General features: G+C 63.2%; 19 protein-coding genes. 13 read left to right on the plus strand and 6 right to left on the minus strand.

The genetic code is table 11. From position 1 onward, the window contains the following. Positions 1-9: 9 nt before the first annotated feature. The 3 genes from hemW to rph are packed head-to-tail and all read right to left on the minus strand — an operon-like array spanning position 10 to position 2584. Complete coding sequence (hemW, locus tag PI93_RS12870; RefSeq protein ID WP_039371519.1) at positions 10-1230, minus strand: radical SAM family heme chaperone HemW; 1221 nt, start codon at positions 1228-1230, stop codon at positions 10-12. Between the two features lie 5 nt (positions 1231-1235). After that, complete coding sequence (gene rdgB / locus PI93_RS12875) at positions 1236-1853, minus strand: RdgB/HAM1 family non-canonical purine NTP pyrophosphatase (RefSeq protein ID WP_039371522.1); 618 nt, start codon at positions 1851-1853, stop codon at positions 1236-1238. Positions 1854-1855: 2 nt separating this feature from the next. Next, a complete protein-coding gene (rph, locus tag PI93_RS12880) occupies positions 1856-2584 on the minus strand; it encodes a ribonuclease PH (protein ID WP_039371525.1) in 729 nt (242 codons plus the stop codon). Positions 2585-2795: 211 nt separating this feature from the next. Here rph and PI93_RS12885 point away from each other — a divergent pair, with 211 nt between their 5' ends. The 4 genes from PI93_RS12885 (at position 2796) to PI93_RS12900 (ending at position 7179) form a co-directional block, all read left to right on the plus strand. Continuing rightward, positions 2796-3725, plus strand: a complete 930-nt coding sequence (locus tag PI93_RS12885; protein ID WP_039371528.1) for a YicC/YloC family endoribonuclease — start codon at positions 2796-2798, stop codon at positions 3723-3725. Positions 3726-3730: 5 nt separating this feature from the next. Next, positions 3731-4408 carry a guanylate kinase gene (gene gmk / locus PI93_RS12890; RefSeq protein WP_039371531.1) on the plus strand — a complete coding sequence of 226 codons (678 nt, stop codon included), beginning with the start codon at positions 3731-3733 and terminating at the stop codon, positions 4406-4408. An 89-nt stretch (positions 4409-4497) separates the two neighbouring features. After that, positions 4498-4704, plus strand: coding sequence for a DNA-directed RNA polymerase subunit omega (gene rpoZ / locus PI93_RS12895; protein ID WP_010804294.1), 207 nt, complete (start codon positions 4498-4500; stop codon positions 4702-4704). A gap of 60 nt (positions 4705-4764) precedes the next feature. Further along, positions 4765-7179, plus strand: a complete 2415-nt coding sequence (locus tag PI93_RS12900) for a RelA/SpoT family protein (RefSeq protein WP_039371536.1) — start codon at positions 4765-4767, stop codon at positions 7177-7179. An 89-nt stretch (positions 7180-7268) separates the two neighbouring features. Here the strand turns inward: PI93_RS12900 and greB are convergent, their stop codons facing one another. Further along, positions 7269-7829, minus strand: a complete 561-nt coding sequence (greB, locus tag PI93_RS12905) for a transcription elongation factor GreB (protein WP_039371539.1) — start codon at positions 7827-7829, stop codon at positions 7269-7271. 203 nt (positions 7830-8032) lie between these two features. Between greB and PI93_RS12910 the strand changes: the two genes are divergently transcribed. Further along, the gene (locus PI93_RS12910; RefSeq protein ID WP_039371542.1) at positions 8033-8932 is read left to right on the plus strand and encodes a pirin family protein; all 900 of its coding nucleotides are present in this window, start codon (positions 8033-8035) and stop codon (positions 8930-8932) included. A gap of 90 nt (positions 8933-9022) precedes the next feature. On the opposite strand, the gene PI93_RS24710 is transcribed toward PI93_RS12910, so the two are convergent. Both PI93_RS24710 and PI93_RS24715 read right to left on the minus strand, forming a co-directional pair. Continuing rightward, entirely contained in the window at positions 9023-11359 is a 2337-nt protein-coding gene (locus PI93_RS24710) for a cation:proton antiporter domain-containing protein (protein ID WP_052240731.1), read from the minus strand. A gap of 39 nt (positions 11360-11398) precedes the next feature. Then, entirely contained in the window at positions 11399-11572 is a 174-nt protein-coding gene (locus tag PI93_RS24715; RefSeq protein ID WP_201278388.1) for a cation:proton antiporter, read from the minus strand. Positions 11573-11743: 171 nt separating this feature from the next. Here PI93_RS24715 and trxA point away from each other — a divergent pair, with 171 nt between their 5' ends. From trxA to kdpB, 8 genes are all read left to right on the plus strand, one after another. Beyond that, on the plus strand, positions 11744-12598 hold the full coding sequence (gene trxA / locus PI93_RS12920; RefSeq protein ID WP_039371545.1) for a thioredoxin: 855 nt from the start codon (positions 11744-11746) through the stop codon (positions 12596-12598). Between the two features lie 33 nt (positions 12599-12631). After that, the gene (locus PI93_RS12925; RefSeq protein ID WP_039371548.1) at positions 12632-13009 is read left to right on the plus strand and encodes a cupin domain-containing protein; all 378 of its coding nucleotides are present in this window, start codon (positions 12632-12634) and stop codon (positions 13007-13009) included. After that, positions 13006-13593 (plus strand): AAA family ATPase, encoded by a 588-nt coding sequence (locus PI93_RS12930; protein ID WP_039371551.1) that lies wholly within the window; start codon positions 13006-13008, stop codon positions 13591-13593. The genes PI93_RS12925 and PI93_RS12930 overlap by 4 nt, the downstream gene beginning before the upstream one ends. 110 nt (positions 13594-13703) lie before the next feature. After that, positions 13704-14846, plus strand: a complete 1143-nt coding sequence (locus tag PI93_RS12935) for an amino acid ABC transporter substrate-binding protein (RefSeq protein WP_158453272.1) — start codon at positions 13704-13706, stop codon at positions 14844-14846. A gap of 291 nt (positions 14847-15137) precedes the next feature. Next, positions 15138-16112: an amino acid ABC transporter substrate-binding protein gene (locus PI93_RS12940; protein WP_236105576.1), complete on the plus strand. Its 975-nt coding sequence runs from the start codon at positions 15138-15140 to the stop codon at positions 16110-16112. 334 nt (positions 16113-16446) lie between these two features. After that, a complete protein-coding gene (gene kdpF, locus PI93_RS12945) occupies positions 16447-16539 on the plus strand; it encodes a K(+)-transporting ATPase subunit F (RefSeq protein ID WP_064675054.1) in 93 nt (30 codons plus the stop codon). Continuing rightward, positions 16536-18341 carry a potassium-transporting ATPase subunit KdpA gene (kdpA, locus tag PI93_RS12950; protein ID WP_039371554.1) on the plus strand — a complete coding sequence of 602 codons (1806 nt, stop codon included), beginning with the start codon at positions 16536-16538 and terminating at the stop codon, positions 18339-18341. Before kdpF ends, kdpA begins: the two co-directional genes overlap by 4 nt. 28 nt (positions 18342-18369) lie before the next feature. Beyond that, entirely contained in the window at positions 18370-20496 is a 2127-nt protein-coding gene (kdpB, locus tag PI93_RS12955) for a potassium-transporting ATPase subunit KdpB (RefSeq protein WP_052240733.1), read from the plus strand. Positions 20497-20536 lie beyond the last annotated feature (40 nt).

Raw genomic sequence — 20536 nt, forward strand, 5'->3', positions numbered from 1 at the left:
GACAGTCAATTACTTTCCGTCGCGTTCCAGGAACATGCCCTGAAGGTCGTTCAGGAAGCGTTGGCCCAATTCGGTCGGGGCGATGCGCTGAGGGTCGTCCACGAGCAAACCCTTTGCGACGCCCGCCGTCAGCGCCTTGGCAATCTTCGCCATCGGCAAACCGGTCCGGTCCGCGAAAAGCTCGCTCTTCACGCCATCCGTCAGTCGCAGTGCATTGAGCATGAATTCGAACGGCAGATCACGCACGTCCACCTCCCGCTCTTCCTGAACCGCATTGCCGGCTGCCGCTGTTTCCATGAACCGTTGCGGATGCTTGTGGCGAATCTGCCGCAGCACCCGGTGTGGGAACGAAATCTTGCTGTGCGCACCGGCACCAATGCCGAGATAGTCGCCGAATTCCCAGTAATTCACGTTGTGCTTCGCGCGTCGATGCGGCTGCGCATACGCCGACACCTCGTAATGCCCATACCCCGCCGACGCCGTGCGCTGCGCGATCCAGTCCTGCATGTCTGCCGCGGTGTCGTCGTCCGGCACGGTCGGCGGATACTTGTGGAACTGTGTGTTCGGCTCGAGCGTGAGGTGATACAGCGACAAATGCGGCGGTGCGAACGACAGCGCGGTTTCGACATCCTGCTGGCACTGCGCCAGCGTCTGGTTCGGCAACGCGAACATCAGATCGAGGTTGAAATTGTCGAAGTTCGCCTGGGCGATCTCGATGGCGTGACGCGCTTCGTGACCGTCGTGAATACGTCCGAGCGCCTTCAGATGCTCGCTGTTAAAGCTTTGAATGCCGATGGACAACCGATTGATGCCGCTCGCCCGGAAGCTGCGAAACTTGTCGGCTTCGAACGTGCCGGGGTTCGCTTCCATGGTGATTTCGGCGTCGGCATCGAGCGGCAGCAGCGCGCGCAGATCCGAGAGCAGACGGTCCAGCCCGGCGGCCGACAGCAGGCTCGGCGTGCCGCCGCCAATGAAGACGGTGTGCACCGGACGTCCCCACACCAGCGGCAACGCCTGCTCCAGATCCTGACGCAGGGCGTCGAGATAGGCTTGCTCCGGGAACGCCTGCGCGCCGCCGTCGCCACGCCATTCGTGCGAATTGAAGTCGCAATACGGGCACTTGCGTACACACCACGGAAAGTGAACGTACAACGACATCGGCGGCAGCGCCGGCAAACTGATCTTGCCGGGCCGCAGGAAGTTCTGCACGGGCAGCACGGACTCACTCATACCGCTCACGCCTCCCGGCTCAATTTTTCCAGCAACACGCGCAAAGCCCGCGCGCGATGGCTATGAGCGTTCTTGACGGCCGGGTCGAGTTCGGCAGCCGTCTGATTCAGCGAGCGGATCAGAAAGTGCGGATCGTAGCCAAAACCATGGGCGCCGCGAGCGGTGTCGACGATTTCTCCGTCCCAGCGTCCCTCGGCAATGATCGGCTGCGGATCGTCGGCATGACGCACCAGCACAAGTGCCGCGAAGTAATAGGCGTCGCGATAGCCCGGGGTGTCGGCATGCGGCGCGAGTTGCTCGATCAGATGACGGTTGTTCGCGGCATCCGATTTTTCACGTCCGGCACGTGCAGCGTAGCGAGCGGAATACACGCCCGGTGCCCCCCCCAGGATCGGCACGCATAGCCCGGAGTCGTCCGCCAGGGCGGGCAGGCCGGTTGCCGACGCGGCATGCCGTGCCTTCGTCAACGCGTTCTCGATGAAGGTCACGTGGGGCTCTTCGGCTTCGGACACGCCGAGCATGCCCTGCGGCACCAGCTCGATGCCGAGCGGCTCGAACAACGACGCGAATTCGCGTAGCTTGCCCGGGTTGTTCGACGCCAGCACGATCTTCTGCATTGCCATCGTCAGACTCCCAATGCGCGCTTTTGGGCGTCGATCAATTGGCGAATGCCTGTATCGGCCAGATCGAGCAGCACGTTGCTTTGCGCGCGCGTGAACGGGGCGCCTTCGGCCGTGCCCTGAATTTCGACGAAACCGCCTTCGCTCGTCATGATCACGTTCATGTCGGTATCGCACGCGGAATCTTCCGCGTAGTTCAGATCGAGTACCGGATGCCCCTGATACAGCCCGACCGAAACGGCGGCGACGTGCGCACGGATGGGCGACGACTCGAGTTTGCCCTCGGCGATGAGTTTCGAGACAGCGTCGTGCGCGGCGACAAATGCACCGGTAATCGAGGCGCAACGCGTGCCGCCGTCGGCCTGAAGGACGTCGCAGTCGATCTGGATTGTGCGAGGGCCGAATTTTTCGAGGTCGAACACGGCGCGCAGCGAGCGGCCGATCAGGCGCTGAATTTCCTGCGTGCGTCCGCTTTGCTTGCCACGGGCGGCTTCGCGATCGCTGCGGGTGTGCGTGGCGCGCGGCAGCATGCCGTACTCGGCGGTCAGCCAGCCCTGGCCGGAGTCACGCAGGAAGCCCGGCACTTTCTCTTCCACGCTGGCGGTGCAGATGACCTTGGTTTCGCCGCATTCGATCAGCACCGAACCTTCGGCGTAGCGGGTGTATTGGCGGGTAATGCGCACGGGGCGCAGTGCGTCTTGCGCACGGCCGTCCGGGCGGGTGATTGGCGTCATGAGTGATTGTCCTGCGAGGTGAATTTATGCGGCAATACCCGAATGGTATCGCTAAACGCGTCTGGCTTGGCGCCGCGGCCCGGTGCCGCGTGCCGATTCCTGAGCGTCGGGCCGGAAAATGCGATAATCGCGTTTCATCCATGCATGCGAATCCGATTGCTGCACCCCCTCGCGGAAAAACTGTCACGAGGCTGTGGTACCGGACACCCCGATGAAAGACAACAACATCTACAGTATGACCGGCTACGCCAGCGTCACGCGCGACATTGCGCATGCCGATGGAGCCGCAGGCGCGAGCGTGTCGGTCGAATTGCGCACAGTCAATTCGCGCTTCCTCGATCTGGCATTCCGCATGCCCGAAGAAGCGCGTGCCTGCGAGCCAGTGCTGCGCGAAGCGCTCACTGCGAAGCTCTCGCGCGGCAAGGTCGATATTCGTATCAATGTGCAGCGTCCCGAGAGCGGCACGAACGGCGCCCTCAATCTCGACGCCGTCAAACAACTCTCCGATCTCGAACAACAAGTCCTCGCCATCTTTCCCGATGCGGAACGCATGCGCACCGGCGAAATCCTGCGCTGGCCGGGCGTGCTCGGCGAAGAATCGGTGACGGCCGAAGCGCTGCGTGACGCAGTGATCGACGCCGGACGCACCGCCATCGGCGATCTGGTCGACGTGCGCAAGCGCGAAGGCGCGCAGCTCAAGGCCAGCCTCATCGAGCGTATCGAAAACATGGAGAAGATCCTAACGGGCCTGCAACCGCTGGTGCCGGAACTGATCTCGCGCCATCAACAGAAGATCATCGATCGTTTGCAGGAAGCGCTGGGTATCGTGGTGCCGGAAGGCTCGGCCGCGCCCGGCAAGGACGAAATCGCCGAACGTATTCGTCAGGAAGTGACGATGTACGGCGTGCGTATCGACGTGGCGGAAGAACTCACGCGTCTGGACGCTCACCTGAAGGAAACCCGCCACATCCTCGACAAGGGGGGATTGGTCGGCAAACGGCTGGACTTCATGATGCAGGAGCTCAATCGCGAAGCGAATACGCTCGGCTCGAAGGCCGCCTCGAAGGAACTCGCCGATGCCTCGATGGAGCTCAAGCTCTACATCGAGCAGATGCGAGAGCAAGTGCAGAATCTGGAGTAAGTCGCATGACCCCGCAATCACAAGTCCCGCCGCCCGCCCTGCATGCCGAATACCCCGGCAATCTGTTCATGGTGGTTGCCCCCTCGGGCGCGGGCAAGTCCACGCTCGTCAACGCGCTGCTCGCGCAGGACAGCGAGGTTTGCCTGTCGATCTCGTGCACCACACGGCCACCGCGCCCGAACGAGGAAGAGGGCGTGCACTACAACTTCATTTCGGTCGAGCAGTTTCTGGAGCGCCGCAAGCGTGGCGAATTTCTGGAAAGCGCCGAAGTGCACGGTAACTACTACGGCACCTCGCGCGTGTGGATCGAGGATCAGATGCGCGAAGGTCGCGACGTGCTGCTGGAGATCGACTGGCAGGGCGCGCAGCAGGTGCGCAAGCGTTTTTCGAACGCGGTCGGCATCTTCATTCTGCCGCCGTCCATCGAGGCGCTGGAAGAGCGGCTGAAGAAGCGCGGCACGGATGAGCCGAAGGTGATTGCGCGACGTCTGCTGGCGGCGGGTGGCGAGATCGCCCACGCGCCCGAAGCCGACTTCATCATCATCAACGACGAGTTTCAGCGCGCGCTCGATCAACTGCAATCGGTCTTTACCGCTGTGCGTCTGCGCTTTGCTTCGCAGTACGCCCGTCACAAGACGTTGTTCACGGATCTGGACATCCACGCGCCGAACGATCACCAGTAGCACCCGACGCCTGTCGGCGGCACTCGCGTTTTGCGCGAGCCTTCGCCGGCTGCGATAGAATACGCCTTATATCAAGAAGGAACCTCCTTATGGCCCGTATTACCGTTGAAGACTGCCTGAAACGAATCCCGAATCGCTTCGAGTTGGCACTTGCCGCGACCTACCGCGCCCGCCAATTGGCGCAAGGTCACACCCCGAAGCTCGAGAACAACAAGGACAAGCCGACCGTTGTCGCGCTGCGCGAAATCGCAGCGGGTCAGGTGGGCATCGAGATGCTCAAGAAAGTGCCGCTCTGATCGGGAGACTGCACTGATGCGATGTGACGCTCCGGGCCGCTCGACGATGCAGGTACACGTATGAGTCATGCGAAATCACCGGCCGCGTCCATCGCTGCGGATGAACCCAAAGCGGGGGAGCCGAAGCCCGAGCGCAAGAAAAAGAAGGGCGAAAGCGCCACGCGGCAGTACATCGACGCGCTGCTAGAGCAGTCGTACCGGCATCTGTTCGGTCCGACGGCAACGCCTGAGCAGCCGCGTAAGCATGAGGTCGTTTCGATTGCCCGTCTCAAGGGCATGCTTGGGGAGTACCTCAAGGAAAACGACCTCGCGCAAATCAAAGAGGCATTCCAGTTCAGCGACGAGGCCCATCTGGGCCAATATCGCCAGAGCGGACAACCCTACATCACCCATCCCGTCGCTGTTGCCGAGATCTGTGCCGAGTGGAAGCTCGATGCGCAATCGATCATGGCCGCCCTGTTGCACGACGTGATGGAAGACCAGGGCGTGACCAAGGCCGAACTCGCCGAGCGATTCGGCCCGAAGGTCGCGGAGCTGGTCGACGGTCTGTCGAAACTCGACAAGATGGAGTTTCGCAGCCGGGAAGAAGCGCAGGCCGAGAGCTTCCGCAAGATGCTGCTGGCGATGGCGCGCGATGTTCGCGTCATTCTTGTCAAGCTGGCGGACCGCCTGCACAACATGCGCACGCTGGGCGTCACGTCGACGGAGAAGCAGCGCCGTGTGGCGCGCGAGACGCTCGATATCTACGCCCCCATCGCGCACCGTCTTGGCCTGAACAACACTTATCGCGAGCTGCAGGACCTGAGCTTCGCGAATTACCATCCGCGTCGTTACGCCGTGCTGGACAAGGCCGTGAAGGCCGCACGCGGCAACCGGCGCGAAGTGGTGGGCAAGATCCTCGACGCCGTCGAGAAGGCGCTCACCGACGGCGGTGTCAGCGCCGATGTCTTCGGGCGCGAGAAAACGCTTTTCAGCATCTATAACAAGATGAAGGAAAAGCAACTGTCGTTCTCGCAGGTGCTCGACGTGTACGGCTTCCGTGTCGTTGTCGAATCGAATGCGCAGTGTTATCTGTCGCTTGGCGTTCTGCACGCGCTCTACAAGCCGGTGCCGGGCAAGTTCAAGGACTACATTGCGATCCCGAAGGTCAATGGCTACCAGTCATTGCATACGACGCTCGTCGGCCCCTTCGGTACCCCCATTGAATTCCAGATTCGCACGCGCCGCATGCATGAGATTGCGGAAGCGGGCGTTGCCGCGCACTGGCTGTACAAGAACGGCGGCGCGGATATGAACGATGTGCAGAAGCATGCGCATCAATGGTTGCAGTCGTTGCTCGACATTCAGAGCGAGACCGGCGATTCGACCGAGTTCCTCGAGCACGTCAAGATCGACCTGTTCCCGGATGCCGTCTACGTTTTCACGCCCAAGGCGCGCATCATGGCGCTGCCGCGAGGCGCGACCGCGCTCGACTTCGCGTATTCGGTGCACAGCGATCTGGGCAACCAGTGCGTTGCGGTCAAGATCAACAACGAGTTGCTGCCGCTTCGCACCGAGTTGAAGAACGGCGACATCGTGGAAGTCATCACTGCGCCGTATTCGAAGCCGAACCCCGTCTGGCTCGGGTTCGTGCGCACGGGCAAGGCGCGCTCGGCCATTCGCCACTACCTGAAGACGATGCGTTTCGCCGAGTCGGTACAGCTTGGCGAACGTCTGGTGGAGCAGGCTCTCAAGGGCTACGGCCTGACCATGAACGAGATTACACCCGAAATCTGGGACAAGCTCGCGCAGTGGACCGGCAACAAGGATCGGCAGGACATCTTCGCCGATATCGGGCTGGGACGCCGTGTGGCGGCGGTCATGGCCAAGCGTCTCGCCGTGCTCTCGTCGGGCAAGGAGAGCGAGAACGATACCGATAGCCCGGACGATCCCGATTCGCCACGCACGGGCGACGAGAATGTCGGCCCGCCGGTGCTCATCACGGGCACGGAAGGCATGTCGGTGCAGTTCTCGTCGTGCTGCCGTCCGATTCCGGGCGACGCCATCATGGGGTACATCGGCATCGGCTTGGGCATGGCGATCCACACGACCGATTGTCCGGTCGCACGCCGCATTCATCGCAAAGATCCGACCCGCTGGATCGACGTCGCGTGGGCACCGCAGCCGGGACGTCTGTTCGACGTCGGCATCAAGGTGCTCGTGCATCACAACCGCGGGGTGTTCTCGCGGGTGGCGGCCGACATCACCGCGTCGGACGCCAACATCGTGCACATTGGCATGGACGAAGTCGTGCCGGACGAATCGGCCACGCTGCGCTTCCTCATTCAGGTGAGCGACCGCGTGCATCTGGCGAACGTGATGCGTCGTATCCGCGTGAGTCCGGATGTGATGCGGGTCGCGCGCGAGCGCCCGAGCGAGCGCCATCAGGAAGAACTACACGCCATGCGTGTGGCGCGCGAACGCGGCAACTTCTGACGAGACGGCCGGCGCCCCGTCGATCGTGGCGCGCCGGCGCAGTCTCTGCCGCTATTTCAACATCCCGCAAGTCTTTGTGAATGTCGTCGTCATTCCGACGGCGGATAATGCACGTCCAAAATCTCGATCTGTTCGAGTCCCGCCGGCGTGCGCAGCGGCACGATGTCGCCGATCTTCGCCTTGGTGATCGCGCGGGCGATGGGCGAAATCCAACTGACATGTCCCAGATCGAGATCGACCTCGTCGATGCCGACGATCATGATCTTGTGTTCGTCGCCCTGAGAATCGGCATAGGTCACTTCCGCACCGAAAAACACTTGATCGACGTTTTCCTGACGACGCGTGTCGACGACCTCGGCATTATCGAGACGTCGCGTGAGAAAGCGAATGCGACGGTCGATTTCGCGCAACCGCCGCTTGCCGTAGATGTAATCGCCATTTTCGGAGCGATCACCGTTGGAGGCCGCCCACGACACGATTTTCACGACTTCGGGACGTTGATTGTCGATCAGGTCGAGCAACTCTTCCTTCAGACGACGATAGCCGGTCGGCGTGATGTAGTTCTTGGTACCTGGCGGAATCTCCGGGGCACCGGCGTCGAGATCGTCATCGTCGTCGCCGCTGTCTTCCTTGACGAAGGCTTTGTTCATAAGTCCAGGCACGCGACGAGCGCGTACAGAAATGCGTTTCGGGATGCCTGCATTATAGGTTCGATGTGCTCCGGGCATATGGGCGAGTCCGATTTGCCCGGATTTGCCGGCTGGCCATCATGCACAGGTGTCATGGAGTGTGCCGCCAATGTCCTCTACAATCGGTTCACCCCGCCTACCTATGACCGCAGGAGAACAGCGCCATGACTGATTCCACGAGCCCCTTTCTTGCCGTGCTCAAGCCGCATCTGAGCGACATCGGCGCCTTTACCGTGCAGCGCAGCCTGCCCAGCCTGCCGTTCAAGACGGTCGGGCCGTTCATCTTCTTCGACCACATGGGGCCGGCTACGCTCGCGCCGGGGCAGGGCATGGACGTTCGTCCGCATCCGCATATCGGTCTGGCGACCGTCACTTACCTGTTCGACGGTGAGATCTGGCATCGCGACAGTCTCGGCAGCGACCAGCGCATCACGCCGGGGGCGGTGAACTGGATGACGGCGGGGCGCGGCATCGTGCATTCGGAGCGCACGCCGCAAGATGTCCGCGAGCGAGGCGGCGACGTGCACGGCATTCAGACGTGGGTCGCGCTGCCGCAGGCCGACGAAGAGACCGAACCGACGTTCGCCCATCACGAAGCGTCGGCGTTGCCCGACATCTTTTTGCCGGGCGTGCATATGCGCCTGATACTCGGAGAGGCGTTCGGCGAGAAGGCACCGGTGAAGGTGTTCTCGCCGATCTTTTATCTGGCCGTCGACATGGAGCCCTGCGCGGCATTCGTGTTGCCGCCCGAATACGCCGAGCGCGCCGTCTATACGGTGCAGGGCGAGGTGACGGTGAACGACGAGGCGTTGCCGGAACAGCGCATGGGCGTGCTCGCCCCCGATGCCGATGTGCGCATCGTCGCAGGCGATAAACCCGCGCGGCTGATGCTGCTCGGCGGTGCCCCGCTCGATGGCGAGCGCTTCATCTTCTGGAATTTCGTGTCGTCGAGCCGCGAGCGTATCGAACAGGCCAAGGCGGCCTGGACGGCCCAGCAGATGGGCACCGTGCCCGGCGAGACGGAGTGGATTCCGTTGCCCGAGCGCAAGCCGTCCGCAAATTAAGTCGCTTTCACGTGTCGCATTCCTGCGCCTGCTGCCGATGCCGTCGGCCGCAGGCGTTTTTGATGCGACGAGCGCTATGGCATATGCGTATCACGCACTTAGCACGATGACAGAACAGTGGCGCTCCTCAAGGAGTCGGTGCGAGACCGCGCCGAAGTTGAGGCGGTCGCCGAAACGTGGCTGCACGCCGAGGACGAGCAAATTGTGTTTGCCGTGGTGAATCTGGTGCAACACGGCCTCGTCGACCTTGCCACCGGCAAGCAGGCGGGTGCGCAGCTTTACGCCATTACGTTCGGCCAGCGCGTGCAGATTTTCCATCATGGCGGCCTCGGCGGCATCGGGCCGTAGCACGCGCGGACGCCAGCGCCGGTGGAGCATGCCCGGCGCGACGCGCGCGGAGACGTGCAGGGCCGTGACGGGCGCGTTTGCCGCCCGCGCCAACGTGATGGCGAGTTCGGCGGCGTGCCGCGAGTAGTCGGTGCCAGAGACCGGTACGAGGATGCTCAGCGGCGCGTCGGGGCGACGAACATGGTCGCCATGCGCGAGGACGATGCCGATGGCGCCATCGAACGCCTTGGTCAGCGGCAGGACACCCGTGGGCAAGGGGAGCGGCGGGACGTCCGAGTCCGATTCCTCGCCGGGAGCGTCGAAACCGGCAATCACGAAGCCGTACCCCTTGGCGATTTCGTCGGAAATCCGGGTGGCTTCGTGACTGCTGTCGGGGCGCGACGCCTCTTGTTCGTGCGCGGTATCCGACGGATCACTCGTGCCGAAATCGCCTTCCTCGGTCGCTTCGCTCACGCGCTTGTCGTCGTGCGCTTCGCCCACGGGTTCGTGTTTCGGGGCGTCGGTGTCACTGTCGGACGACGGTTTTGACTTGTCCCCGTCCCCCGTTGTCTCGCCTTCCTTAACCGGGCCGTGCGGCAGTTCGGGGGTCTTTTGCGGCGGTTTGCCCGTGCGCTCGCGTAACACCAGCCGTGACGCCTCGCGTGCGTGGTTCGGGTCCGAATCGTCTTCGACACCCGGCGTGCCGGGGGCGCGCGCCACCGCCAGCGTGGCTGCCGCGAGGGCGATGTCGTAGGCGTCGCGTCCCGCGCCTTCCTCGTCGGAGCCCTCGTCGTTTGGCGGGTTTTCGGGGTGCTTGACGGGTTTGCGCTCTTGGTCAGCAGTGTCAGACCTTTGTGTGCGCTCCGCCGTCTTCCCGCCATCGGTGTCGGCCGGCGCAGGCGCCAGCACCGTCGTGAGCGTGCCACGCACGCCGGCAGTCAAGCCGGCGATCCAGGCGGCGAAGCGTCCGTTGGCGCTGGCATCGACGGCGGCCAGAATGCGTTCGACGTTCGGGAGGAAGTCCTTCTCTTCGGCGGCCTCTTTCTCCAGCCGCGCCTTTTCCTGTTCGGAGAGCGGAATACGAACGAGCGCGCGCCGCAGCACCGGTGGCATGATGAGCGTGGTGATCAGCGCCATGATCACGATCATGGTGAACAGATCCTTGCTGAGGACACCGAGCGACAGCCCGATGCTCGCCACGATGATCTCGGTGGAGCCGCGTGCGTTCATGCCGGTCGCAAGTGCAAGTGCCTCGGCCGAGGACATGCCACCGAGGCGTCCGCCGATGAAACAGCCGGAGAATTTGCCGATGCTCGCGATGAGGATCAGGCCGGCGACCAGTCCGAGCATGCGCCAGTCGAACAGGATCGTCAGATCGACCGACAGGCCCGCCACGCCGAAGAACACGGGCGCGAAGAGGGCGACGATCAGACCGCGCAGTTGGGCTTCGATCTGTTCGGTGAGAATGGGCGACTGTCCGATCATGACGCCCGCCATGAAGGCGCCCAGCGCCGTGTGTACGCCCAGCTTGTCGGTCGCAAGCGCCAGCACGAAGGTGATGACGAGAATGGCGCTGAGCACGGGCATTTCGCTGGTGAAGCGGTCGTTGGTCCAGCGCACCGCCACAGCCACCGCCCGTTTTCCCACGGTGAAGCACAGCACGATGAACAGCAATGTGCCGCCGAGGCTGAACGACAGATGCCCGAGATCGATCGAGCCGCTCGCGCCCAACCCGGCAATGGCGGCGATGATGATCCACCCGGTGGTGTCGTCGAGAATGGCGGCTGCGAGAATGATCTGGCCGATGTTACGGCGCAGATAGTCGACCTCGCGAATGACCATCGCCACGACCTTGACCGACGAAATGGAGAGTGCCGTGCCGAGGAAAAGCGAAGTGACGAGTCTCGCCTCGGGGTGGGGCAGAAGGTGGTCGGGCAGGTGCCAGCCGAGTGCGAACCCGCAGGCGAACGGGATCAGCATGCCACCCGCGGAGGCAAAGATCGCCATTCGCTTCATGCGGCGAACGAGGCCGAGATCGGTTTCCAGTCCGGTGGAGAGCAGAAGCAGCAACACGCCCAGCTCGGAGACCGCGTCGAGCATCTTTTTCTGGGCTTCCGAGTCGGGGAAGACGGCGTGCTGCTAGGCGGGCATCAACGCGCCGAAGACGGACGGGCCGAGTAGCACCCCGGCCAGTAGCTGCCCCATGACCGCCGGCTGCCGCAGGCGCTGCATGACCTCGCCTAGCAGACGGCCTACGAGAACCAGCAGAAGCAGTTGAGTGAAGAAGATTGCCGTGCCGTGGCCTGCGTGCATGAGCCTCCCTGCCTGTCGTGGGACGGCGCGCGCGCGGGACGGGAACCCGGGGCGCTAAAGCGCGTCCGTACCGATTTGTCCAGTTTTGCGATTACCATGCTTCAAGCTGGCGGCTGTATCCGATGAGTGACGGCCGCTGTTAACGCAATTTACCATGCTCAATACGAACCTATGAACGATACCAACCTCGCCAGTTTCGACGCCGACGTGCTGGCCGTCTCGCATCAGGTGCCTGTGCTGGTCGACTTCTGGGCGCCCTGGTGCGGCCCGTGCAACGTGCTTGGCCCGTTGCTGGAGAAGCTCGAGGCGGAAGCCCAGGGGCGCATTCGTCTCGTGAAAATCAATGCGGATGAGAACGCGCAGCTTTGCGCAGAATATGGCGTGCGCAGCCTGCCGACGGTGGTGGCGTTCGTCGACGGCGAGCCTGTCGACCAGTTTGTCGGCGCATTGCCCGAAGGCCAGTTGCGCGCGTTCATCGACCGTGTGGTGCCGAATCCGGCGGAGATGGCGCGCCGTGTGGCGCGTCAGGCGTTGCAGGAAGGAAAGCCGGAGGTCGCTCGCGACGCGTTGCAGGCCGCCCTCGCGCTCGATCCCGCGCATGACGACGTGCGTCTCGATCTGGTGGACGTGCTGCTCGGCATGGGCGACGTCGCAAGCGCGCGCACCGAACTGACGTTGCTTTCCCCGCGCACGGCTGCCAGCGGCGACGCCCGCATTGCTGCACTGAATACGCGCATCGCTGCGGCGGAGCAGGCCAGCCATCTGCCCCCGGCGCAGGCATTGCTGGCGCGCGTGGCGGCGGAGCCGGATAACTTGCAGGCGCGCCTCGATCTCGCGAATCGTTATCTGGCGGATCGTGCCTACGAGCCGGCGTTGCAGGCGCTGCTGGACATCGTGCAGCGCGACCGCACGTTTGGTGACGACGCCGGCCGCAAATCGATGCTGGCGATTTTCGACGCGTTGTCGGAAACCGATCCGGCCACGGTCGCCGCGTGGCGACGCAAGTTGAGCGCTGCGCTCAACTAAACGCTCTTCCATTTCACTACTGACTGCATGCCGATGACTGTCCCGACTTTGATTACCTTTGCGCCCGATCAGGCGGGCGAAGCCGTCTTCGATCATCCCGCCGAAGCGCGCCGCGTGAGCGGCAATCCGCAACGGGTGACGCGCCCGTTCTATACCGATGCGCTGGGCGAGTTCGATTGCGGTGAATGGACGTGCGAACCCGGCGCGTGGCGCATCGCGTTCGGCGCGCATCGTCAGGAGTATTTTTCGGTGATCGAGGGGCGTATCCGCATCCGCGATCTGGATGGCAATGCGTCGGAGTTCGGGCCGGGCGATGCCTGCGTGATCCCGGCAGGCTTCGAAGGGGTTTTCGAGGTGGTGGAACCTGTGCGCAAGCACTTCGTGATGTTCGAGCGCAAGGCGCAATCATGACGCGCCTCGTATTCTTCTGCGGTCACTCGGGCGCCGGCAAGACGACGCTCGCGAAACGGCTGATCCGCCCACTGATCGCGCGCAGTGGCGAGGCGTTTTGTCTGCTGGACAAGGACACGCTTTATGGCGATTACAGCGCGTCGGTGATGGGCGCGTTGACCGGCAATCCGAACGACCGTGATAGCCCGCTGTATTTGCAGACGTTGCGCGAACCGGAGTACGCCGGACTGCTGGAAACGGCGCGGGAGAATTTGCGCCTTGGCGTGAATGTGCTGGTGGTCGGGCCGCTTTCGCGCGAGTTGCGCGAAGGGCTGCTGTTCGACCGGGCATGGCTCGGCATCGATGACGATGTGGGCGTTCACGTGGTCTGGGTCGATCTGGACGAGGCGCAAGCCAAGGCGCGCATCGAGAGTCGCGGCAATCCGAACGATGCCTACAAGCTTGCGCATTGGGACGAGTACCGCGTGCGTCGTTTTCTGCCGCCCGCTGCTGCGTTCCCCGGACTGGTCCGTTTCGACAACACGGCACCGACGCTGGACGACGACGAGCGGCTGTTGCAAACGCTGTTGGCACAGACGCGTTGATTGTCGAAATTCGTTCCAAGGGAAAAGTCTTAAAAGGCGGGTGACGAGGGGAAACGGGGGAGGGGCGTTGCTAAGGTATGGGCACTTTCCTCCCTGGCCCTATGCCGACCATGTCCCTGCCTCTTTGCCCGTTGTCTTCGTCTGCGGCTGGTGTCGCAGGCCGCTTGCGCAAGTTCCTGTCTCTCGTGCTGATGCCGGTGGTCGGCCTGAGCGTTGTCGTTTCGGCGATGGCGCACGCCGGTGGGCCACCGATGCCCGGCATGCCTCGGCTGAGTACGGTGGCGCTGCCGTTACCGTCATCCGCCGGAGATTCCCCGGCATCAGGCGATAACGCCGTCGGCCAAGCGCTCACGTCTGAAGACGCCCCCACGATGGCGCACATTCGCGAGCGCGGACGCATCGTGCTCGGCTATCGGCAAACCGCCGTGCCATTTTCGTATGTCGATGTGAAGGACAGACCGATGGGCTTGGCATGGGCACTCTGCCAACGCATTGTGCCCAAGCTGCAACGCGAACTCGACATGCCGGACCTGCGCATCACACCCGTTCGCGTGATCGAGCAGATGCGCGGCCCGCTGGTCAAGGCCGATGCCATCGACATCGATTGCGCACCGTCAACGGTCACCGCAGCGCGTGAGCGGCAGGTGGCGTTCAGTCTTCCCTACTATGCGGCCAATGTTCGCCTGATGGTCCGGCAGGGAGCCGGCATCGCGTCCATCGACGACATGCGTGGTCTGCGGCTCGCCGTCGTGCAAGGTACCACCGCCGAACGGCTTGTGCGCGCTCAGCACGTTCGCACGGGCTTCCAACTGCTCATGGCGCGCGACTACGCCGACGCGTTTCGCATGCTGCGCGAACATCGCGCTCAAGCCCTCGCGCTCGACGACGTGCTTCTCGAAGGACTACGCGCCACGAGCAAGTCGCCAGACGTGTTCGAGATCGTCGGGCCGCCGTTGTCCGATCAGCCAGAACACTACGCGCTGGTGCTGCCCAAGGACGATCCCGCATTCAAGGCCCGGGTGGACGGCGCGCTCGCCGAAATGTTCCGCAACGGCGAGGTCGCCAAGCTTCAACGGGAATGGTTTCAAACCACCGTGCCCCCCTTCGGACACCGCCTGAATGTGGAACCCTCCGCCGAGGTGCTCGCCGTCTGGGACGCCGGTGCCCGCTACGGTATCGCTTCCGATGGCGACCCAATAACGCCCCACCCGGCGCACGAGGCCTCCGCCACGCCTCAACCTCCCGGCAGCTAACGCTCGCTTTCCGTTTCCCCGCTTCCCATCACCCCCGTTGAGTGCCTCCGCGACACGTCGTCGCCCCCCCAACGAAGGACCGATGCCCCTTTCCGCCTCTCAGACATAAACCCAACTCGCTGCAGAAAGGGGCACCGGTCCGTCTCGCCCACTCCCTTCGGTTCAACTCCCTTGGGGGCGCATTTCCCCCTTTTTTGACTTCCCGCATAAGCTAATGACTAAGGTTTCTTTGCCCTACCCCCGTCGTACCTGTAAATTCCTATCGTGCTGTTAATCCGATAGGAATTTGCTGTGAACGGTTTCAAAGAAGTCAACTGGAAAGTCGCCGCCAAACGCGTCGCACTCGGTCTCTCCATCTGGTTTGTCGCCCAAGGCGCTGTGTCGACGGCCATGGCCGCCCCCGCCAAGACAGACGCCTCTGTCGTCGCGCTGCCCGCCGTGAACGGTGACCTGACCGGCACCCTCAAGAAAATCCACGACACTGGCCTGATCACGCTGGGGTATCGCGAAGCCGCGATTCCGTTCGCCTACGTGAACGACAAGGGCAAGCCCGTCGGCTATACGATGGATCTCTGCTACGCCGTCGTCGACGCTGTGAAGTCGGCCCTCAATATGCCGAATCTGCGCGTGCGCGAAATGTCCATTACCCCCCAGAACCGCATCCCGCTGGTCAAGAACGGTACGGTGGACCTCGACTGCGCACCCAATACGATTACGCCGGAACGCGCCGAACAGGTCGGCTTCAGCAATCCGTACTACGTCTCCGAAGTTCGCCTGCTGGTGAATAAGAAGGACAATATTCGCGGTCTGGAAGACCTTAAGGGGCAGAATCTCGTCGCCTCGGCCGGCTCTACCGGAGAACGCCTGGCCCGCCTTCAAGCCGATAAGGGCGGCTTTCGTGTGATCCCCGCCCGCGATCACGGCGAGTCGATGATGACGCTGGAAACCGGACGCGCCAAAGCGTTTGCGCTGGACGACGTGCTGCTCGCCGGCCTGCGCGCAACGGCACGCGAACCGGGGGACTTCGTCATTGTCGGCGCGCCCCTTGAGACGGAACTCAACGCGCTGATGCTGCGCCGCGACGATCCGCAATTCAAACGTTTTGTCGACACAACGCTGGCTCACCTCTTCAGCTCGGGCGAGATCCGCCGCATCCAGCGCAAGTGGTTCCAGCAACCGATTCCGCCGCGTAACGTCAACCTGAACCTCGAGCCGAGCAAGGAAGTGATCGAGGTCTGGCATAAAGGGGCGCAAGTGACCGAATGATGCGTGTCTGAGGCGCGCGCGGGCAGGGTGCCCGCTGCATTTGCCTCCGTGACCATGACCGGGTCTCGAGCCCGCCGATAACGATATCGGCGGGCTTTTTTGTTTACGCGTTGTTTACACCCGCTTTACCCCTTTTGTCCCCGTCTTTACACGCCGATCCGTATCTTTCAGTGCACGGCTGGCATGCGCATGCGAGGGCGCGTCGCGTCCGTGGCGTGCCGGCCGCCACACGATAGGGAGTTGTCATGGACTGGTTATATCTCGGCGTCATCGCGGTGTTCGTTGCCACGACCGTCGGCTTTGTCGCGTTTTGCGCGTCGGTAGGGGGGCAGCAATGACAGCCATGTACTGGCTGAGCGGCGGACTCACGCTCGCGCTGCTCGTTTATCTCGTCTACGCGCTATTCAAGCCGGAGGACCTAGCATGACACTCAATGCCTGGATCCAGCTCGGCGTCTTCCTCGTCGTGCTGCTGGTGCTCGCGCGCCCGCTCGGTCATTTCATGGCCGACGTGCTCGCCGGCGAATCTCGTGTGAACCGCTGGTTCGCACCCCTCGAACGTGGCCTCTACCGCCTGTGCGGTGTCGATCCTGAAAAGGAAATGCACTGGCGCGCCTACGCGGTGGCATTGATCGGGTTTAACGCCCTTGGCGCCGTTGCCGTCTACGCTCTGCAACGCTGGCAAGTCTGGCTGCCGCTCAACCCGCAAGGGTTCGGCGCTGTCACGCCGGATTCGTCGATGAATACGGCCGTGAGCTTTATCTCGAACACGAACTGGCAGGGTTACGCGGGCGAATCGACCATGAGCTATCTGACGCAGATGCTCGGTCTCGCCGTTCAGAATTTCATGTCGGCCGCAACGGGTATTGCGGTGGTCATCGCGCTCATTCGCGGCTTCGCGCGCCACACGGCACAGACGATCGGCAATTTCTGGGTCGATATGACCCGCATCACGCTTTACATTCTGGTGCCGCTGTCGATCGTTATCGCCGCTGTGTTCATGAGTCAGGGCGTGATTCAGAATTTCGACGCCTATCAGGACGTGGGCACGCTGCAAGCCACGCACTATGACAATCCGGTGGTGGGCCCGGACGGTCAGCCGAAGCTTGACGCCGCCGGCAAGCCGGTGACGACGCCCGCCGTGACGCAGACGCAAACGCTGCCGATGGGGCCGGTGGCCTCGCAGGAAGCGATCAAGATGCTCGGCACGAACGGTGGCGGCTTTTTCAATGCGAACTCGGCGCATCCGTATGAGAACCCGACGCCCCTGTCGAACTTCCTGCAAATCCTCGCGATCTTCCTGATCCCGGCAGCACTTTGCTCGACGTTCGGCCGTATGGTCGGCGATCGTCGTCAGGGGCTCGCCATTCTCGCCGCCATGACGATTGCATTCTCGATTGCTGCGGTCGCCACGGTGTCTGCCGAGCAGGCGGGCAACCCGGTGCTCACGACGCTCGGCGTCGACCAGCAAGTCAGCGCCACGCAAGCCGGCGGCAACATGGAAGGCAAGGAAACGCGCTACGGCATCGTCGCGTCGGGCATTTTTGCGACGGTCACGACGGCCGCCTCGTGCGGCGCGGTCAACGCCATGCACGATTCGCTCACGCCGCTGGGCGGCATGGTGCCGATGTTGCTGATGCAGTTGGGCGAGGTGGTCTTCGGCGGGGTCGGTTCGGGCCTGTACGGCATGCTGGTCTTCGCCATGCTCGCGGTGTTCGTGGCCGGGCTGATGATCGGCCGCACGCCGGAATACCTCGGCAAGAAGATCGAAGCCTTCGAGATGAAGATGGTCGCTGTAGCCGTGCTCATGACGCCGCTGCTCGTGCTGTGTGGCACCGCGCTCGCGGTGCTCGTCACGGCAGGTCAGGCGGGCGTTGCGAACCCGGGTACTCACGGCTTCTCGGAAATTCTCTACGCCTATAGCTCGGCGGCGAACAACAACGGCAGTGCGTTTGCTGGTCTGTCGGCCAACACGCCGTTCTACAACAACACGCTGGCGATTGCGATGTGGTTCGGCCGTTTCTGGGTGATTGTGCCGGTGCTGGCGATTGCCGGTGCACTTGCACGCAAGAAGCGCATTGCCGCTACGTCGGGCACCTTGCCCACGCATGGCCCGCTGTTCGTCGTGTTGTTGCTCGGCACGGTGCTGCTGGTGGGCGCGCTCACCTATGTACCGGCGCTTGCACTCGGTCCCGTCGCCGAACATCTGGCGATGATCGGTGCGCATTGAATATTGAAATGAGGCATTCGAGGCACTCATGAATCAAACCTCAGGAAATACCGTTACCCGGCCGGTCGGCGAAGGGCACACCTCGGCGACCAAGTCGATGTTCGACCCCGCCATTGTGAAGCCGGCCATCGTGGACTCGTTCCGCAAGTTGCATCCGCTCACTCAGGCCAAAAACCCGGTGATGTTCGTGGTGTATGTCGGCAGTCTGCTCACGACCGTGCTCTTCGGCATGGCCGTGGCAGGCCACGCCGAGGCGAGCGCACCGTTCATTCTCGCCATCACGCTCTGGCTGTGGTTCACGGTCTTGTTCGCGAACTTCGCCGAAGCGCTGGCGGAGGGCCGTAGCAAGGCGCAGGCTGCATCGCTGCGTCAGGCGAAGAAGAACGTGCCGGCCAAGCAACTGCGTGCGGCCAAACGCGACGCGGAATGTCTGGTGATCGACAGCGCCAGCCTGCGCCGAGGGGACTTCGTCCTCGTGGAAGCCGGCGATGTGGTGCCGGCCGATGGCGAAGTGGTGGAGGGCGTGGCATCGGTCGACGAATCGGCCATCACGGGCGAATCTGCCCCGGTGATCCGCGAATCGGGCGGCGACTTCTCGGCCGTGACCGGCGGCACGCGCGTGCTCTCGGACTGGGTCGTCATGAAGGTGACGGTCAACCCGGGCGAGGCATTTCTCGATCGCATGATCGCGATGGTGGAAGGTGCGAAGCGTCAGAAGACGCCGAACGAAATTGCCCTCACGATTCTGCTGGTCGCTCTCACGCTGGTGCTGTTGCTCGCCACGGCCACGCTGCTGCCGTATTCGATCTACAGCGTGTTCGTCACGCAGGCGGGGCATCCGGTCACGATTACGGTGCTCGTCGCGCTGCTGGTGTGCCTGATTCCGACGACCATCGGCGGCTTGCTTTCGGCCATCGGCGTGGCCGGCATGAGCCGCATGATGCAGGCGAACGTGATTGCCACGTCGGGCCGCGCGGTGGAAGCGGCCGGCGACGTCGACGTGCTGCTGCTCGACAAGACCGGCACGATCACGCTAGGCAACCGTCAGGCGTCGCAATTCGTGCCCGCACCGGGAGTGGATGAGCGCGTGCTGGCCGATGCCGCGCAACTCGCGTCGCTCGCCGATGAAACGCCGGAAGGCCGCAGCATCGCCGTGCTCGCGAAGCAGCGCTTCAATCTGCGCGAGCGCGAGATGAGCGGTCTGCATGCGGTCTTCATTCCGTTCACCGCGCAAACCCGCATGAGCGGGGTGGATCTCGCCGACAAGCAGATCCGCAAGGGCGCGGCCGATGCTGTCAAGCGTTACGTAGAGTCGGCCGGCGGTCTGTGGCCGGTCGCACTGGCCACGTCGGTGGACGAGATCGCACGCCGTGGCAGCACGCCGCTGGTGGTCGCCGAGCAAGACGCGCAAGGCACTCGCGCGCTGGGCGTGATCGAGCTCAAGGACGTGGTCAAGGGGGGTATCAAGGAGCGTTTCGCCGAGCTTCGCCAGATGGGGATCACGACGTTGATGGTCACGGGCGATAACCGTCTTACGGCGGCGGCCATTGCGGCCGAAGCGGGGGTCGACGATTTCCTCGCCGAAGCCACGCCGGAAGCCAAGCTCGCGACGATTCGCAAGTATCAGGCCGAAGGCAAGCTGGTGGCGATGACCGGCGACGGTACGAACGACGCCCCGGCGCTCGCTCAGGCCGATGTGGCCGTCGCGATGAACTCGGGCACGCAAGCCGCGAAGGAAGCCGGCAACATGGTCGACCTGGATTCGAATCCGACCAAGTTGATCGAGATCGTCGAGATCGGCAAGCAGATGCTGATGACGCGCGGCAGCCTCACGACGTTCTCGATTGCGAACGACGTGGCGAAGTACTTCGCGATCATTCCGGCCGCATTCGCCACGACGTATCCGCAACTCGATACGCTCAACGTGATGCGTCTGGCGAGCCCTTCGTCGGCCATTCTCTCGGCGGTGATCTTCAACGCGCTGATCATCGTGGTGCTGATTCCGCTGGCACTCAAGGGGGTGAAGTATCGCCCGCTTGGAGCGGCGACGCTGCTGCGCCGCAACCTCGTGATTTACGGTCTGGGCGGGATTCTGGTGCCGTTCGTGGGCATCAAGGTCATCGACATGTTCATTGCCGCGATGGGCTGGGCCTGATCGCGAGGCTTCCGGACACGACGGCCGAGGCTGGCCGCGT

The organism is Pandoraea fibrosis, assembly GCF_000807775.2.
Lineage (GTDB): Bacteria > Pseudomonadota > Gammaproteobacteria > Burkholderiales > Burkholderiaceae > Pandoraea > Pandoraea fibrosis.